At 64.8% G+C, this 16,808-nt stretch carries 17 protein-coding genes; 12 read left to right on the forward strand and 5 right to left on the reverse strand.

Annotation, left to right across the window (positions count from 1 at the left end):
- Positions 1–22: 22 nt before the first annotated feature.
- The 3 genes from ACFRJ8_RS08440 to ACFRJ8_RS08450 all read right to left on the reverse strand — a co-directional run bounded on the left by ACFRJ8_RS08440 (position 23) and on the right by ACFRJ8_RS08450 (position 3,568).
- Entirely contained in the window at positions 23–1,243 is a 1,221-nt protein-coding gene (locus ACFRJ8_RS08440) for a fumarylacetoacetate hydrolase family protein (RefSeq protein ID WP_377985664.1), read from the reverse strand.
- On the reverse strand, positions 1,240–2,751 hold the full coding sequence (locus ACFRJ8_RS08445; RefSeq protein WP_377985665.1) for an aldehyde dehydrogenase (NADP(+)): 1,512 nt from the start codon (positions 2,749–2,751) through the stop codon (positions 1,240–1,242). The genes ACFRJ8_RS08440 and ACFRJ8_RS08445 overlap by 4 nt, the downstream gene beginning before the upstream one ends.
- A gap of 88 nt (positions 2,752–2,839) precedes the next feature.
- Positions 2,840–3,568, reverse strand: coding sequence for a GntR family transcriptional regulator (locus ACFRJ8_RS08450; protein WP_377985666.1), 729 nt, complete (start codon positions 3,566–3,568; stop codon positions 2,840–2,842).
- A 227-nt stretch (positions 3,569–3,795) separates the two neighbouring features.
- Here ACFRJ8_RS08450 and ACFRJ8_RS08455 point away from each other — a divergent pair, with 227 nt between their 5' ends.
- From ACFRJ8_RS08455 to ACFRJ8_RS08475, 5 genes are all read left to right on the forward strand, one after another.
- Positions 3,796–4,635, forward strand: a complete 840-nt coding sequence (locus tag ACFRJ8_RS08455) for a transporter substrate-binding domain-containing protein (RefSeq protein ID WP_377985667.1) — start codon at positions 3,796–3,798, stop codon at positions 4,633–4,635.
- A gap of 86 nt (positions 4,636–4,721) precedes the next feature.
- A complete protein-coding gene (locus ACFRJ8_RS08460) occupies positions 4,722–5,393 on the forward strand; it encodes an amino acid ABC transporter permease (protein ID WP_377985668.1) in 672 nt (223 codons plus the stop codon).
- A complete protein-coding gene (locus ACFRJ8_RS08465; RefSeq protein WP_377985669.1) occupies positions 5,386–6,075 on the forward strand; it encodes an amino acid ABC transporter permease in 690 nt (229 codons plus the stop codon). The genes ACFRJ8_RS08460 and ACFRJ8_RS08465 overlap by 8 nt, the downstream gene beginning before the upstream one ends.
- 13 nt (positions 6,076–6,088) lie before the next feature.
- The gene (locus tag ACFRJ8_RS08470; protein ID WP_377985670.1) at positions 6,089–6,811 is read left to right on the forward strand and encodes an amino acid ABC transporter ATP-binding protein; all 723 of its coding nucleotides are present in this window, start codon (positions 6,089–6,091) and stop codon (positions 6,809–6,811) included.
- A 179-nt stretch (positions 6,812–6,990) separates the two neighbouring features.
- Positions 6,991–8,529 carry a UxaA family hydrolase gene (locus ACFRJ8_RS08475; protein WP_377985671.1) on the forward strand — a complete coding sequence of 513 codons (1,539 nt, stop codon included), beginning with the start codon at positions 6,991–6,993 and terminating at the stop codon, positions 8,527–8,529.
- A gap of 2 nt (positions 8,530–8,531) precedes the next feature.
- Here ACFRJ8_RS08475 and ACFRJ8_RS08480 read toward each other — a convergent pair whose 3' ends face one another.
- Positions 8,532–9,254 carry a GntR family transcriptional regulator gene (locus ACFRJ8_RS08480; protein ID WP_377985672.1) on the reverse strand — a complete coding sequence of 241 codons (723 nt, stop codon included), beginning with the start codon at positions 9,252–9,254 and terminating at the stop codon, positions 8,532–8,534.
- Between the two features lie 241 nt (positions 9,255–9,495).
- Between ACFRJ8_RS08480 and ACFRJ8_RS08485 the strand changes: the two genes are divergently transcribed.
- The 6 genes from ACFRJ8_RS08485 to ACFRJ8_RS08510 all read left to right on the forward strand — a co-directional run bounded on the left by ACFRJ8_RS08485 (position 9,496) and on the right by ACFRJ8_RS08510 (position 14,857).
- Positions 9,496–10,818 (forward strand): L-fuconate dehydratase, encoded by a 1,323-nt coding sequence (locus ACFRJ8_RS08485; RefSeq protein WP_377985673.1) that lies wholly within the window; start codon positions 9,496–9,498, stop codon positions 10,816–10,818.
- Between the two features lie 60 nt (positions 10,819–10,878).
- Positions 10,879–11,904, forward strand: coding sequence for a zinc-binding dehydrogenase (locus ACFRJ8_RS08490; RefSeq protein ID WP_377985674.1), 1,026 nt, complete (start codon positions 10,879–10,881; stop codon positions 11,902–11,904).
- Complete coding sequence (gene kduD / locus ACFRJ8_RS08495) at positions 11,901–12,671, forward strand: 2-dehydro-3-deoxy-D-gluconate 5-dehydrogenase KduD (RefSeq protein WP_377985675.1); 771 nt, start codon at positions 11,901–11,903, stop codon at positions 12,669–12,671. Before ACFRJ8_RS08490 ends, kduD begins: the two co-directional genes overlap by 4 nt.
- A complete protein-coding gene (gene eda, locus ACFRJ8_RS08500) occupies positions 12,668–13,336 on the forward strand; it encodes a bifunctional 4-hydroxy-2-oxoglutarate aldolase/2-dehydro-3-deoxy-phosphogluconate aldolase (RefSeq protein ID WP_377985676.1) in 669 nt (222 codons plus the stop codon). The genes kduD and eda overlap by 4 nt, the downstream gene beginning before the upstream one ends.
- Positions 13,336–14,418, forward strand: coding sequence for a sugar kinase (locus ACFRJ8_RS08505; protein WP_377985677.1), 1,083 nt, complete (start codon positions 13,336–13,338; stop codon positions 14,416–14,418). Before eda ends, ACFRJ8_RS08505 begins: the two co-directional genes overlap by 1 nt.
- A 115-nt stretch (positions 14,419–14,533) precedes the next feature.
- On the forward strand, positions 14,534–14,857 hold the full coding sequence (locus tag ACFRJ8_RS08510; protein WP_377985678.1) for a hypothetical protein: 324 nt from the start codon (positions 14,534–14,536) through the stop codon (positions 14,855–14,857).
- 105 nt (positions 14,858–14,962) lie between these two features.
- Here ACFRJ8_RS08510 and ACFRJ8_RS08515 read toward each other — a convergent pair whose 3' ends face one another.
- Positions 14,963–15,766: a GPP34 family phosphoprotein gene (locus ACFRJ8_RS08515; protein ID WP_377985679.1), complete on the reverse strand. Its 804-nt coding sequence runs from the start codon at positions 15,764–15,766 to the stop codon at positions 14,963–14,965.
- 264 nt (positions 15,767–16,030) lie between these two features.
- Between ACFRJ8_RS08515 and ACFRJ8_RS08520 the strand changes: the two genes are divergently transcribed.
- On the forward strand, positions 16,031–16,807 hold the full coding sequence (locus tag ACFRJ8_RS08520; RefSeq protein ID WP_377985680.1) for an electron transfer flavoprotein subunit beta/FixA family protein: 777 nt from the start codon (positions 16,031–16,033) through the stop codon (positions 16,805–16,807).
- Position 16,808: the final 1 nt, after the last annotated feature.

Here is a 16,808-nt window from a genome sequence, read left to right on the forward strand (position 1 = left end):
AGGTGCCCAGCTGCTCCCCCGGTCAGTCCCCCACTGCCGAGGTCGGCAGGGTGGTGGCGGATCCGGTGCGCTGGAGATAGCCCAGCAGATCACGGATGCCGTAGCTCCAGCGCGGCAGCTCTTCGGTAGGTCCCACCTCGTTGATCAGGGTCCCCAGATGGGAGCTGGAAATTTCCACGGTGTCACCCATCTGGTGAGTGAATCCTCGGCCGGGCTCGCCCCTGTCCTGGGTGGGGGCGAACAGCGTGCCGGTGTACAAGGCGAAGCCGTCCGGATACTGGTGGTGGTCGCCGTGCGTCGCGGAAATCAGTTCTTCGAAGCTGCGGCTGATCCGGCCGACGCTGCTGTTCCCGGTCAGCAGGTAGCCTTCCGGGCCCTGGACTTTGAGCAGGATTTCCTCGGTCCGCAGGGTTTCCAGGGTGAAGTCCTCGTCAAAGAGGCGGATGAAGGGACCCAGCGCGCTGGACGCGTTGTTGTCCTTTGCCTTCCCCAGCAGCAGGGCGCTGCGGCCCTCTACATCGCGCAGGTTCACGTCGTTGCCGAGCGTTGCCCCTACGGCGGCCCCGCGCGAGTTGACTAGGAGCACCAGCTCCGGCTCCGGGTTGTTCCATGACGAGAAGGAGGGGATCCCGATCATGGCGCCTGTTCCGACCGAGGAGAGCACGGGGGCCTTGGTGAAGACCTCCGGGTCTGGACCGATGCCCACTTCGAGGTACTGGGACCAGAGCCCTTCCTCGATCAGCACTTTCTTGGCTTCCACGGCTTCTTTCGAGCCAGGCCGGACTCCTGCCAGGCTGCCGCCAAGGGCCGCGCCGACGCGGCCCCGGATGTCTGCGGCCTTTTGCGGGTTGCCGCCGGATCGTTCCTCGATGACGCGTTCGATCATGCTGTCCACGAAGGTCACTCCGCAGGCCTTGATGACCTGCAGATCCACCGGGGCCAGCAAATGGGAGCGCTCAGGGTCCCTGGAAAGAGACGCGTCGATGATGTCCGCCGTGCGCCAGCGGGGCGTTGTCATGGCCGCTTTGACATCGGCGAGGAGGGTCCTGGATTCGAGCAGGTCCGACACCGTGGCGGTGATGGGCTGCAGGTCGAAGGCATCCTCCCCGCGGAAGGCCGCGACGCGCGGGCCCCGGGTTTCAACGTCCCAGACACGTCCGATCAACACGGCGTTCCCGGCGTCCTCGGGGAGCACGTCCCTCATCGTCAGGCGCTGCGGGAGGTTTTCGCTAGGAATAGTCATCGGGCATCCACCTTTGGCTGCGGTCGGGTCCAGGTTCCGTCGATGCGCTGCGGCACCGACCAGGGGTTCGTGTCTTGAAGTGGTTCCGGCAGCCGGGCGGCAGGGAAATCCTGGTGCGCCACCGGACGCATGAAGCGCCCGACGGCGGCCGTCCCCACGGACGTCGTGGCCGACGTCGTGGCCGGGTAGGGGCCGCCGTGGTGCTGGGCAAAGCTGACCGTAACGCCGGTGGGCCAGCCGTTCCAGAGAACCCGTCCGCTGATGTCGGCAAGCCGGGCCGCGAGTTCGCTGACGTCGTCGTCCGCCTCAGCCTGCAGCGTGGTGGTCAGCTGGCCCTCGAGCAGTTCGGCGAGCGCCGTCAGCTCGGATTCCTCCCGGTATTCAACCAGGAGGCTGGCCGGGCCGAACATCTCCTGGCGCAGCAGCTCGGGCTGTTCGAACACCGCAGCGCTGGCCGCGCGCAGCACGGTCGGCATCGGGGCGGCGTCGAACGTGCCCTCCACCAGCGGTTCCACGCCAGGCTGTCCGGCAACCTCCTTGACGGCGTTGCGGTAGCCCTCGTGCAGCCGTTCGGTGAGCAGCGGCGCCGGCTCGAAGTCCGTGAACGCTGTGCGCAGTGCCTCGGCAACTTCCGCCGTCGTCCCCGCGGGGACAAAGAGGAGTCCCGGTTTGGTGCAGAACTGCCCCATGCCGAGGCTGAGTGACGCCGCGTAGCCGCTGAGGATGCTGTCTTTGCGCGCCGACCAGGCCTTTTCGGTCACGAACACGGCGTTGATGCCGCCGAGCTCTCCATAAAATGGAATCGGCTCCGCCCGGGCGAAGGCCCGTTCCGCCAAGGCGCGTCCCCCCGCCGTGGACCCGGTGAAGCCGATGGCCTTAACCAGCGGGTGGTCTACGAGCGCTTCGGCCGCCGCCCGGCCCGCGATCAGGGTGAAGAGACCGGCCGGAGCGCCCGCCTCCCGGAGGGCGCGCTGCACGGTTTCGGCCGTGCGGAGCGAGAGTCCAAGGTGGCCCTCATGGGCCTTGTAGACAACGGAACATCCGGCTGCGAGGGCCGATGCGCTGTCCCCGCCCATGACGCTGAAGGCAAACGGGAAGTTGGATGCGCCGAAGACGCCCACAACACCCAAGGGGACATTCATCCGCCGCAGGTCAGGCCGGGCGCCCATCCCCCAGCCGGGATCCGCATGGTCGATGGTCGCGTCAAGGTGCTCACCGGAGCGGACTTCCGCGGCGAACAGCCGGAGCTGGAAAACGGTGCGCTTCAGTTCGCCTTGGAGCCTGGCTACGCCGAGGTTGGTCTCGCGGGCTGCCAGCGGAACCAGGACGTCGATGTCCTCTTCCAGGGCCGCAGCCACCGCCTCGAGCCATCCTGCCCGGGTGGTCAAATCGGCGCGGCGCCCGAGCAGGAACGCTTCGTGCGCCTTCTCAACAGTCGCGTTCAGTTCCTCGACGCTGGTTCTCACTGAGGCCTCGTCGCGGGTGGTGCTGGAAATCGTCGGTGCCATGAAGTCTCTATCTCCTGAGCGGATCGGATCATATATGGATGCATCGCATCATATATGCAATGTGACCCGGATCAAATGCTGCTGGGCGTCAGGGTGTCATTCGTCCGAGCGCGGCGCCCGGCAACGCGGCGGGCAACGCGACCGGCCCAGCGCCGAAGGCGCGGGCGAAACGATGGAAGGAGCTCCGGAGGTGCGCGCTCATGGCTTCCTCGGCAGCTACCGGATCCGCGGCCGCAATGGCGTCGCGGATGCCGCGGTGCTCCATCAGGGTGACCTCGCTGTCCAGGTCCGAGGGGTACAGCCGGAACATGTGCAGGTGGCAATGCGTCTGGACGTACGCCTGCTGGACCACCGGGTTGCCGGCAGAGGCCAGGATCAGGTCGTGGAAGCGTGCATCGTGGGCCAGCAGGTCCTGGCGTACGTTGACGGTGTCATCCACCTGCCGCTCGAGCACCTCAAGTTCCGCCCGCAGGGCAGCCGAGGGATTGGACAGCCGGTCCACTGCTGCCGATCGCGCCGCCCAGGGCTCAACCAGCAAGCGGAACTCAAACAGGGAACGAAGCTCCGGCAGGCTCAACAGGGGCGTGGTGCTGTAGCCCCGGCCGGGGTAGTACACCAGCAGGTTGTCGCCCTCCAGATGCTGCAGCGCCTCGCGGACTGGGGTCTGGGACACGCCCAGCCGCCTGGAGACCGCGTCGATGTTGATGCGCGTACCCGGAGCGATGTCGCCATCCAGTATTGACTGGCGCAGGGCTGAATACACCTCGCTGGCAGCGACCTTCGCCATCGTTGCGTCGCCTGCGGTTGATATCGTCACTCGCCCCTCATTTCAGTAGCCGTCGAGATCGTGAGCGCCCAGCATGGCGGGTCACCCCGCCGGCCAGGCTGCAGCAGGCCGCTCAAACAAAGACTTGACCTAGATCACATTGCATATATGATACTACATATTCCTACAGGATCTCCTGCGGCGCTATCAGCCCGGGATCCCGGAACGCTGTCACAGTCCGCTTCCGTACGCAGTAAATAATCACCAGGAGAGTACTCATGTTCAGAGCAACGCCGAAGTTGCTTCTTGTTCCGGCCGTCGCCTTGGCCCTTACTTTGGGGGGCTGCTCTTCCGGCGGCGCTTCAAACGGATCCGGTGCCGCAACAGGTGCCGTTGGAGACAGCCATCTCACCCAGATTCTCAAGTCGAAGACCGTCAGGATCGCCGTCAGCGCCGACTCCCCGGGATACGGCGTTATGAATTCCTCCGGTACCCACGAGGGCTTCGACATCGACGTCGCCAATGCCCTCGGCGCCTCGCTCGGCGCAAAGGTCGAGTTCGTTACCGCCACGAATGAAAGCCGCATTCCCCTGCTGCAGACCGATAAGGCTGATGCCGTGATCGCCACCTTCACTGCTTCGGATGCGCGCGCCCAAGTGGTGGACATGTCCGAGCCGTATGCCGCGAGCTCCACTGTCTTCATGGTGCCCGCGGGAAGCCCGATCTCCAGCTACGCGGACCTTGACGGCAAAGCCGTGGCCACGTCACGGGGCAGCGTTGGTGAGCAGATCCTCAAGGCGAGTTTCCCCAACGCAAAGATCACCGGCTTCAACACGACGGCGGACTCCATCCAGGCGCTCAAGAGCGGCAAGGTGGACGCGCTGATTGAAAACAACGCAATTGTCGGCGGGCTCGTAAAGAAAGAACCGTCCGCGTTCCAGGTTCTGAAGGGTGATCCGATCAAGCCGGCGCTGTTCTCCATCGGGGTCAAGCAGGGCGACCAGACCTGGCTCAACTACCTCAACAACTTCCTCCGGAACTACAACATCTCCGGGCAGAACGAGGCCTCCTTGCAGAAGTGGTTCGGGCTGTCCCTCCCCCCGTTCCTCGCCCACTAAACAGCATTCGAACGCGCCCTCAGGCGTGGGTGGCTGACGTGCAGTCGCCGCCCACGCCTGCCGTTCACGGATAGGATCCCCTGCTCATGGCTCTATATTTCGGAGACCTTCTCCCGTACAGCTCGCTGTTACTCGAGGGGCTTTGGACCGCTTTGTACATCACCCTCGTGGCCATGCTGGCGGGAAGCGCCCTCGGCGTTCTCGTGTACCTGGGGAAGGTCGGGCCCGGAAAACCGCTCAGCATTCTGTGCACCTGCTACATCGAGGCCATCCGCAACACGCCCCTGCTGGTGCAGCTGTACCTGATCTACTTCGCACTTCCCGCCCTGGGCATCAACCTCGAGCCCGTCTGGGCCGCCATCATCGGCCTGACCCTGAACAACGCTGCGTACACGGCGGAAATCTACCGGGCCGGTTTCGAATCGGTGCCCCACGGCCTGCGTGAAGCTGGCAAAGCGCTGGGCATGAAGTCTGGCCAGATCGTGCGCTACATCATCCTGTTGCCGGCCACGCGAAACGTCTTCCCCGCACTGACCAACCAGTTCATTCTGCTGTTCCTGGCTTCGTCGATTGGATCCATCATCTCGCTTCCTGAATTGACCAACGCGATCATGAGCGTCAGCAACACGACGTACCGAACCATCGAGGTACTCGCCGTCGGCGGACTGCTCTATCTCGGGGTATCAGCACTGATGTCGCTGGCCTCCAAACGGGCCGAAACAACGCTGTTCCGGTGGGCGGTGGGCACCCATGTTTAGGCCCTTCGATTGGCAGGACCTGATTCCGCTGCTCCAGGGAGCATGGCTGACCATTCAGCTCTGCGCCGTATCCGGCATTCTCGGAGTCTTCTTTGGCCTGATTCTCGGCATCGCCCGTACGTCGCCGAGCAGGATCGCGCGATGGGTCAGCACCATCTACATCAGCTGCGTGCGCGGCATTCCCGTTCTGGTCATCATCTTCTTCGTCTTCTTCGGGATCCCGTTGCTGTTTCCCGGCCTGGAACCGGACAAATTCTCCTCAGCTGTCATCGCACTGACCTGCTTCGCCGCAGCCTACGTAGCCGAGATCGTGCGCGGCAGCATCGAAGCCGTGGCCAAGGGACAAAGCGAAGCGGCGGATGCCCTGGGCCTTAACTACTGGCGGAAACTGACCTACGTCATCCTTCCCCAGGCCGTGAAGATCATGGTTCCGCCGGGCATCGGCTTCCTCATCGGCCTGGTCAAGGATTCGTCGCTGGTCACCGTCACCGGCCTTCTCGAACTGACCCATGCAGGGAACATCGTCACCAACCTCACCGGTGACCCCATCAAGACGTTCCTGGTGGTCGCCGCCATGTACTTCGTCATCTGCTACGGCATCTCGCGGCTGGGCCGACTCTACGAAAAGCGCACCGGCGTCCATGTCGATCCCCTCAAACTTCCAGAGCCCGCGGGCATTTAGATCGGAATGCACAATGATTTTTGTTGAGAATTTGAATAAGAAGTTCGGGCCGAACCATGTGCTCAAGGGCATCGATTGCCACATCCGCGAGCGTGAGGTGGTGTGCGTCATCGGCCCCTCAGGATCCGGCAAAAGCACCTTCCTCCGGTGCATGAACGGCCTGGAGACGATCTCCTCGGGCAGCATCGTCATCAACAAGCACCGCTTGGACGATTCGAAGACCAATATCAATCTGGTCCGGCAGGAGGCGGGGATGGTCTTCCAGCACTTCAACCTGTTCCCGCACCTGAAAGTCATCGACAACGTCATGCTTGCCCCGCTCAAGGTGGGCAAGACCTCCAAGGAGGAAGCCCGCGCCAAGGCTGAAATGCTGCTGACAAAGGTGGGCCTCGCGGAAAAGATGGACACCTTCCCCGGGAACCTGTCGGGCGGTCAGATGCAGCGGGTCGCCATAGCCCGGGCCCTGGCGATGGATCCCAAAATCATGCTGTTTGACGAACCCACCTCGGCGCTCGACCCCGAAATTGTCGGCGAAGTGCTGGCCGTGATGAAGGACCTCGCAAATGAGGGCATGACCATGGTGGTTGTCACCCACGAAATGGGCTTCGCCCGGGAAGTGGCCGACCGCGTGATCTTCATGGATCAGGGACGGATCGTCGAGGAAGGCACGCCGGAAGAGATCTTCTCCGCCCCTCAGCACGGACGAACCCAGGGGTTCCTGAGCAAGGTACTCTAGCGGCCCTTCTCTACCCGCCGTTCTCCGGCCACCGGACTCCGGCTCCCCTTCAGCGTCCGGTGGGCATACCCCCACCGGACGCCCCTATCCCGTGCATAACCTACGGCCCGGACGTGCCCGCATCATCGACGGCCCGATTCGAATCCGTCCTGCCAAACATCGAACAAAGGTTCATCCCCGTGGCCACTGCCATTGCGCCCCTCATCCACCTTCATACCGAAGACAACGTGGCCATCACCACCCAGGACATGCAGGTCGCCTCAACGGCCAGCGCCGGCGACCAGCTGGTGACGCTGGCCGCCGCGGTTCCGCGCAGCCACAAGGTGGCCGTGCGCGACATCGCCGAGGGCGACGCGGTCCGCCGGTACGGCCAGATCATCGGCTTCGCCCGGTCGGACATCAGCACCGGGGACCACGTTCACCTGCACAATCTTGACTACAAGGAATTCGACCGCGAGTACGAGTTCTGCGTGGACGCGAAGGTTGAACCCGTCCTGCCCCTCAGCGAGCGGGCAACCTTTCAGGGCTACGTCCGCTCGGACGGCAGGGTGGGAACCCGGAACTACATCGGCGTCCTGAGCACGGTCAACTGCTCCGCCACGGCAGCGAGCCAGATCGTCCAACGCCTCCGGTACTCGGGTGTCCTGGACCAGTATGAGAACGTCGACGGCATCGTTGCCCTGACGCATGGCACCGGATGCGGCATGGCCCAGGAGGGCGAGGGGATGGACATCCTCCGCCGGACCATGAGCGGGTACCTCACCCATCCCAATTTCGGCGGCTTCCTGGTGCTGGGCCTCGGCTGCGAAGACAACCAGATCAATCAACTGACCCGGGACGTCCAGCTCCGCCCGGACCTGCCCATCGTCTACTCGACCATCCAGGAGCTCGGCGGCACGTCGAAGACCATTGCCGCCGGCATCGATTGGCTCACCGGCATGCTGGGGCAGGTCAACGAGACGAAGCGCACCACCGTCCCGGCCTCCGAGCTCATTCTCGGAACCAACTGCGGCGGCTCCGATGCCTACTCCGGGATCACGGCCAATCCCGCTCTCGGCAACGCCGTGGACCGTCTGGTCCATCAAGGCGGGACCGGGATCGTCGGCGAGACCCCCGAAATCTACGGCACCGAGCACATGCTCGTCCGGCGGGCGGCCACCGAGGCCGTGGCCCACAAATTGCTGGCACGCATCGACTGGTGGCGCGACTACACCGCGAAAAACTCGGGATCCATGGACAACAACCCGTCCCCGGGCAACAAGGAGGGCGGCCTCACCACCATTCTCGAAAAGTCCCTGGGCGCCGTCGCCAAGGGAGGCACCACCACCCTCGCCGACGTCGTGGAGTACGCGGAACCCGTCACGTCCAAAGGGTTCGTCTTCATGGACACCCCTGGCCACGATCCCGTGTCCGTCACCGGCATCGTGGCCGGCGGGGCCAATCTGGTCTGCTTCACCACCGGCCGCGGATCAGCGTTCGGATGCGCTCCGGTGCCCAGCATCAAGCTCGCAACAAACACCGAACTCTATGACCGCATGACCGAGGACATGGACATCAACTGTGGCGGCGTGGCTGACGGCACTACCACCATCGAGGACCTTGGAGAGGAAATCTTCCGGACGATCCTCGACGTTGCCTCGGGGACCCACACCAAGAGCGAAGACTTCGGCTATGGCGACAAGGAATTCGTTCCGTGGATGGTCGGCACGGTGATGTAGCCCTAGCGCTGGAGCCGGAGCGGCGGCCGCTTCGTGTGGACCAGCGTCGGGGATCCTGCACTGACATCAAAGGCCACGGAAAACCGTCCAAATGAGTTTTTGATGTGGTCGGACATCGCCAGCTCCGCCTGCTCCGGTTCGGCGTTGGCGACGGCGGTGGCAATCCGTCGATGCTCATCGACCGTCTCAGCCCGGTACAGGTCCCGGGGGTACAGCCGGAATATGTGCAGGTGGCAGTGGGTCTGTGCGTAGGCCTGCCCGATGACCGGGTTTCCGGTGGCCGTCAGGATCAATTCGTGGAACCGCGCATCGTGCGCCACCATGTCCTGGCGCAGGTCCTGGTCCTCAGCCGCCGTGTCGGCGAACTTTTCCACCTCATGGAGGAGTTGGGTTCCGGGGTTGGAAAGCCTGTCCACCGCTACCGCCCGGGCCGCCCAGGGTTCGACCAGCAGCCGGAACTCAAAGAGGTCATGCAGGCCCTGAAGATCCAGCAGCGCCGTGGTGCTGTAGCCCCTGCCCGGTGCGTAGTTAATCAGGTTGTCGCCTTCAAGGCGCTGCAACGCCTCACGAACCGGGGTCTGGGACACGCCAAAGGTCCGCGAAATAGCCTCGATATTGATCCGCGAGTCCGGCGCGATTTCCCCGGACATGATGGCCGCGCGGAGCAACGTGTACACCTCGCTCGTAGGGACCTTGGCTTGATCTGCGGGCGCCCGATTTGGCATGAAACCCTTCCGTCCCTCCGAGTGTGTGGCTTAAACGAAGCATATGTGATCGGCCGCTGCCCAGCACATCACACACGATCGCACCTGCGGCCATCCGGGTGCGGCCCCGCGGCAGGGGCAATTGCTTGACTCAGATCACACCCTATATATAATTATGAACATTCCTATAGGATTCGATCTCAGCGCATCCCTTATGGAACGCCACGCCCGCACTCACCAGCTCATTCGCTAAGGAATCAAAATGACAGTCATCACCGGGGTCGACGTCGTAGACGTCCGCTTCCCCACATCGCTGACCGCGGACGGCTCGGACGCCATGAACAAGGATGGCGACTACTCCGCCGCCTACGTCGTCCTCCACACCGACAACCCGGAGCTCTCGGGCTACGGGTTCACCTTCACGATAGGCCGCGGCAACGACCTCTGTGTGGCCGCCGCCGAGCAGCGCGCGCTGCCGCTGATCGGACGGAACGTCGAAGAAATCACCTCGGACCTGGGCGGCATCTATCGCGAGCTGCAGTCCGACTCCCAGCTGCGCTGGCTCGGGCCGGAGAAAGGCGTCATTCACCTCGCCCTCGCCGCGGTCATGAACGCCGTGTGGGACCTGGCCGCACGCCGGGCCGGAAAGCCGCTGTGGAGGCTGCTGGCTGAGATGACGCCGGAAGAGCTCGTCAACGCTGCGGACATGCGTTACCTCTCGGACGCGCTCACGCGCGACGAAGCACTGGAGCTACTGAGGAACCTCGAAGGAACACGCAAGGACCGGATCGCGCAGCTGGATGTTTCCGGCTACCCCTCCTACACCACGTCTGCCGGCTGGCTCGGTTACTCCGACGACAAGCTCCGCATGCTCTGCCAGGAGGCCGTGGACTCGGGCTACCGCCACATCAAGCTGAAGGTCGGCGCCGACCTTCAGGACGACATCCGCCGCTGTTCAATCGCCCGCGAAGTCATCGGCGACGACGCCCACCTGATGATCGACGCGAACCAGGTCTGGGACGTTCCGGAGGCGATCGAGTGGGTCAGCGCCTTGGCCGAATTCAAGCCGCTGTGGATCGAAGAGCCCACCAGCCCTGACGATATCCTCGGGCATGCCGCGGTCCGGAAGGCCGTGACCCCCATCGGCGTGGCCACCGGCGAGCACGGCATGAACCGTGTCCTTTTCAAGCAGCTGTTCCAGGCCGAGGCCATCGACTACTGCCAGCTGGACGCCTGCCGGCTGGGCAGCGTCAACGAGGTCCTCTCCGTGCTGTTCATGGCAGCCAAATTCGGGGTCCCGGTCTGCCCGCACGCCGGCGGCGTGGGCCTCTGCGAGCTGGTGCAGCACCTGTCGGTCTTCGACTTCGTTGCCGTCTCGGGAAGCCTGGAGGGACGGGTCACCGAGTTCGTTGACCACCTCCACGAGCATTTCGTCGATCCCTGCATCGTGCGCGACGGCGCGTACGTCCTGCCGTCCCTTCCCGGTTACAGCGCCGAGATGTTTGAGTCCACCCTCGCCGAGTTCTCCTTCCCGGCAGGCACGTACTGGGCTAAAGCCAGGAACGCCGCTCCCGTCAGCGTCTAAGTCACCCGCGGGGCCGGGCCAGGCCCGGCCCCGCAAAGCCTCCCAGCAAAGGAAAAAGACATGCCAGCGGCAACATATATCGGCAACAGCACCATCAACATCGTCGAAAGCAGCCAACGCCCGCCCGCGCCGGGCGAGGTCCAGATCGACGTCGCCTTCACGGGAATCTGCGGGACAGATCTTCACATCCTGCACGGCAACATGGACTCCAGGGTCACCTTTCCGGCGATCATCGGCCACGAAATGTCCGGCCGCATCTCGGCTCTCGGCGAAGGCGTCAGCGGCTGGAGCATTGGCGACCCCGTCACGGTCATGCCCCTGGACTGGTGCGGCGACTGCCCCGCGTGCAAGGCCGGGCATCAGCATATTTGCCAGAACCTGAACTTCATCGGCATCGACTCGGCCGGCTCGCTGCAGAAGCAGTGGAACGTCCCGGAGACCGTCCTTGTCCGGCTGCCGGAGTCCCTGCGCCTGGATCACGCAGCCCTTGTTGAACCTGTCGCGGTCTCGGTCCACGATGTCCGCCGCGCCGATATCCAACCGGGCGAGAAAGCCGTGGTCATCGGCGGCGGACCCATCGGCGTCCTCATCGCCACCACCGCCCGGCACGCCGGCGCCGAGGTTGTTGTGCTGGAGCTCGACGGCGACCGGCGCGCCATGATTCAAGAGCTGGGCTTTGAAGTACTGGACCCGCGGACGCAGGACCAGGTCGAATGGGTCAACACGTGGACCGGCGGCGCCGGCGCCGACGTCGTCTTCGAGGTTTCCGGGGCCGCAGCCGCGGTGCTCGGCGCGACCGCGCTGGCAAAGGTGCGCGGCCGGCTGGTGATCGTCGCCATCCACCCCCAGCCCCGGCCTGTGGACCTTCAGCGGGTGTTCTGGCGCGAACTGACCCTAGTGGGCGCCCGGGTCTACGAACGCCGGGACTTCGAAACGGCGGTGGAGCTGCTGGCCGCCGGGATCATCCCGGCCGATCAGATGATCACCGGAACCGTACCCCTCGAGCGGACCGCGGATGCCTTCAGCCGGCTCGCGGCCGGCGACGCCATGAAGATCCTGGTCGACTGCCAGGCGGTGCCGGCGTGAGCACACATCCCTTCGACCTGACCGGGAAGCTTGCGGTTGTCACCGGCGCGAAGCGCGGGCTGGGCCGGGCAATGGCCGAGGCCCTGGCCGCCGCCGGAGCCGACATCATCGGCGTCAGCGCGACCCTGGAGCCCGAGGGCAGCGAGGTCGCCCAGGCGGTCGAGTCACTCGGGCGCGAATTCACCGCCCGCACCGTCGACTTCTCGGACCGGGCCGCCGTCGGCGCCCTTGGCGCCGAACTCGCCGCCATGGACCGGCCCGTTGACATCCTCGTCAACAACGCGGGCACCATCGAGCGGGCACCCGCGGCAGAGCACTCGGACGATCTCTGGGACCACGTGCTGCAGGTGAACCTGTCCTCGCAGTTTGTGCTGAGCCGCGAAATCGGACAGGCCATGATCCAGCGCGGCGCCGGCGGCAAGATCATTTTCACCGCGTCCCTGCTCAGCTTCCAAGGCGGCATCAACGTCCCCGGCTACACCGCCGCCAAATCCGGCATCGCCGGACTGACCAAGGCGCTGTCCAACGAGTGGGCGGCCCACGGCATCAACGTCAACGCCATCGCCCCCGGATACATCGCCACAGATAACACGGAGGCACTGCGCAACGACCCCAGCCGGTCCAAAGCAATATTGGACCGGATTCCGGCAGGCCGTTGGGGGACTGCCGACGACATGGCAGGGGCCGTCGTCTTCCTGTCCAGCCCTGCCTCGGACTACGTCTCGGGCACGGTACTGTCAGTGGACGGCGGATGGCTGGGACGATGACTCACACCTCCACAGCCACCGTCACCGGGATGCTCGCTGAAATCCAGATCGTTCCGGTAGTGGTCCTGGACGACCCGGCCGGGGCCAACGAACTCGCCGACGCCCTGGTTGCGGGCGGCATCCCCTGCGCCGAAATCACCTTCCGCACGCCAGCCGGCCTGGAGGCGCTGAGGGCGCTTCGCGGGCGCACCGATCTCCTGCTCGGTGCCGGCACGGTGCTGAACGCCGCGGACGTGGATCTCGCCGCCGACGCGGGCGCGAAGTTCGTCGTCAGCCCCGGGTTCGGAACCGACGTCGTTACTCGGTGCCGTGAACGCGGAGTCACCGCGATCCCGGGAGTCGCCACAGCCTCAGAACTGCAGGCCGCCGTAGCCGCCGGGCTCCGGCACGTGAAGTTCTTCCCCGCCGAACAGGCAGGCGGCCTGCCGGTGCTCAGCGCACTCTCCGGCCCCTTCCCCGACGTGCACTTCATGCCCAGCGGCGGCCTGCGCCCGGACAATGTGAACGCCTACCTCGACCATCCCGCGGTGTTCGCCGCCGGGGGCAGCTGGATGGTCCCGCGCGCCGCGATTGTTGCCGGCAACTTCCAGGAAATAGCCCGGCTGTGCGCTGAAACCCGGTCAGCGCTGGCCGACCACCGCCGCATGAACAAGGGATCGATCTGATGCCCCTGACGGTCAAGGCCGACGCGGCCTACGACGCCTTGGCGCTGGGTGAGATCATGCTCCGCCTGGACCCTGGCGCCGGGCGGATCCGCACGGCCCGGCAATTCGACGTCTGGGAGGGCGGCGGCGAGTACAACGCGATCCGGGCCCTGAGCCATGTCTTCGGGCAGCGGACGGCGGCCTTGTCAGCGCTCGTCGATAACGACATCGGGCACCTCATCGAAAGCCTGGCCCGCGCCGGCGGCGTGGACACCTCCCTTATCAAGTGGGTTCCCTACGACGGGCTGGGGCGTGATGCCCGCAACGGGCTGAATTTCACGGAACGGGGCTTTGGCATCCGCGGCGCGCGCGGCGTCTCCGACCGCGGAAACACGGCGGTGTCACAGATGCGCGCGGAGGACGTGGACTTCGAGGACCTCTTCGGTGTCCGCGGCGTCCGCTGGTTGCACACCGGCGGCATATTCGCGGGGCTCTCCGAAAACTCCTGCGCAACGGCGATCGCCGCCATGGCGTCCGCGAGGAAGCATGGCACGGTTGTCTCCGTTGACCTCAACTACCGCCCCAGCCTGTGGGCAGACCACGGAGGCCAGGAGCGGGCAGCGTCCGTCTTCACGCAGCTCGCCGAAGCCGCCGACGTCGTCATTGGAGGTGAAACGGACTTTGTCGACAGGCTTGGCATCGAGGCTCCCCCCGAGTCCCTGGCTGGCACGCCGCGATTTACCTCAATCGCGTCCCGGGCACTGGCCCGGTTCCCCAACCTGGGCATGGTCGCCACCACCACCCGTCGAGTCAGCAGCGCCAGCCGCAACGACTGGCACGGCATGTGCCACACATCAGTCGCGGGAACCGTCACGTCCCGGGAGCGGACGGACCTGGAGATTCTGGACCGGGTTGGCGGGGGCGACGGCTTCGCGTCCGGCCTGATCTACGGCCTGCTGCAGGGACTCTCGGTCCAGGAGGCCGTAGACATCGGCGCCGCCCACGGCGCACTGGCAATGACCACACCCGGCGACAATTCCATGGCGACCCTGGCGGAAGTCCTGGCCGCGGCCCAGGGACAGGGCATGTCCACGAACCGCTAGGGCAGAAGCCGACCGCACGATAGCTGAAGTTATTTTTTATGGCCAAGAGGTCCCCTGGCCGATCCGTAGGCATAGGCTACAAACAGAACGTCCCAACCACGCCGGGGAGCTCATCGTGGACACTGAAACCGCCGATGTCGTCGACCATGATGTCACCACCATCACCTGCGTTTGCGGCAACACCGTCAGCCAAAACGGATTGATCCAGTGCAACTCACAAGGCATCCCCGTTCACAACGGAGGAGACACCCCTGTCCCCGCAGGGCTGGCCACATGGCCTGAGGACGAGGACCTCTACACCCTCTGTCCATCATGCGGCCGCGTATACCGTGACTCGGTCATCGAAGAGACAGGGACCGCGCCCGTTGCTTTCCGGGTCGATGTCGCCGCTGGCCCAATTGCCGAGGCCATCCGAGTCCATTGGGAGCTCAACACCTAGGGCCGACGACAACCGGTGCCAGGACCGGCCGCGTTCTTTGGGCAGGTCTGGCCTAGGCAGTTGGGCCAGGGCGCTGGCCCTTGAGTCGGCCCGTTTCAGGCAGTCTCATAAGCCGGGTTCTTCCTCCTCCGCCAGCCTGATCATGCGCAGTTCGTCTTCAACCGCGTGGGAAGGCCAATAATCCTTGGCCAGCTCACTTGCCCGGACTTTATCCGCTGCCGGGACGAGCTTGCCCAGCAGCCCGGCCGCCTGAAGCAGTGCGATCAGCGCCGTTGTCCTGGCATCGGGTGCCTTGGCCTCAGGCTTCGCGGGAGCGGGCGTCCCGGTGTCAGATACTCCGGCGGCGGGCGGCGTGGCAGAGGGCGTCCCGGCAGCGGGCGCTGTGTCATCAGACGTCCCGGCGCCGGTCGCGCCTTCCGTCGCCGTCGAATCTGATGCCGCGACGCCGGGCGTTACACCCCCGAGTGCAGCCTGGATTTTTTTCAGGAGAGCCGCCTCCGGAGCGTGGTTTTTCTCCGGGTACCGCACGCTCCGGAACACACCCAGGTGCTTTTCGCCGACATGTTCCACGATGCCCAGTGCCGCCATCCCCTCGTAGACACGCTGCAGTTCCGTGCGGCCCTCCAGCATGGAGACCCACCGCTTGGGAGTGTGTGGCCGGGATTTGCCACGGATGAGCTCCAGCTCGTGCTGGAAGTCCGTTGGCGGGGCGGCGCCGGTAGCCCTGACATGCTTCCCCTGCAGCCCGATTGCACCGATCAGCTCCAGCTCGGCCAATATTGCCCCCGCCAAAGTGGTTCTGAGTGCGTACACCGGCACGTCAGGCGTGCCGTCTTGATCGTTCGTCGCCAGTAGGAGGAAGGCCTGGGGAAGGCTCAGCTCCGCTGCCTTCGGTGTTTCAGCGTTCATACGAACATCGTGGCGCGGTTAGGCGGCCGCCACAATTATTTTTTCCCTGGGCCCACGACGGTGAAAACCTTGCCCGCCGCTGCCCACGGGATACAAAATTTTTGCGGTCCATTTTCCGGGCGGAGGGGGGGACGCCCCGCCGTCGTCCGCGGTGCAACTCGCGACACGGGCTCTGTGCGCGAGGAAGGTCAGTACTTTCGTAGACTCAATGGAGATCCGACGTGTCTCCTCTCTAGAGACAGCCCGCCACAGGAAGAGCCATCGATGAAGATTATCGTCCTAGTTAAGGAAGTCCCCGACACGTACGGGGACCGAAAGCTGAACCTTGAAACAGGCCTCGCCGATCGAGAAGCCAGCGAGACAGTCATTGATGAGGTCGGTGAGCGGGCCCTTGAGCTGGCACTGACGTACGCCGACGCGAACGCGGGCACTGAGGTCGCAATGCTCTCCCTCGCTCCCGAGGGTGCCACGGCGACGATACGCAAGGGGCTGGCGATGGGCGCTGGGAGCGCTACCCACGTCTGTGACGAGGGGCTGCGGGGTGCGGATCTTGGCCTGACCGCTGAAACCCTCGCAGCGGCGATCCGTCGCGTTGAGTTTGACCTTGTGATCACGGGCAACGTTTCCACCGATGGATCCGGCGGCATGATTCCCGCGATGCTTGCCGAATTGCTTGACCTGCCGCTTGCGAGCGGCCTCAGTACCGTAGAGATCAGCGACGGCGCCGTGTCCGGCACCAGGAACGTTGAATCCGGCGTGCAGACGGTGTCCGCGAACCTGCCCGCAGTGATTTCCATAACCGAGGCGCTTCCCGGGCCGCGCTTCCCGAACTTCAAGGGAATCATGGCCGCGAAGAAGAAGCCCCTGGAGGTGCTTACCCTCGCAGACCTCGGGATCACGGCCGACAACCCGGACTCGGCCCGGTCGATCATGCTGACCGTCGCCGAGAAGCCCCCGCGTGCTGCGGGCGTAAAGATCGTTGACGAGGGTGATGCCGGCGAGAAGCTGGCTGACTTCCTTATTGAAAACCGACTGGCGTAAG

The sequence above is a fragment of the Arthrobacter sp. NPDC056886 genome (assembly GCF_042788715.1).
Taxonomy (GTDB): domain Bacteria; phylum Actinomycetota; class Actinomycetes; order Actinomycetales; family Micrococcaceae; genus Arthrobacter.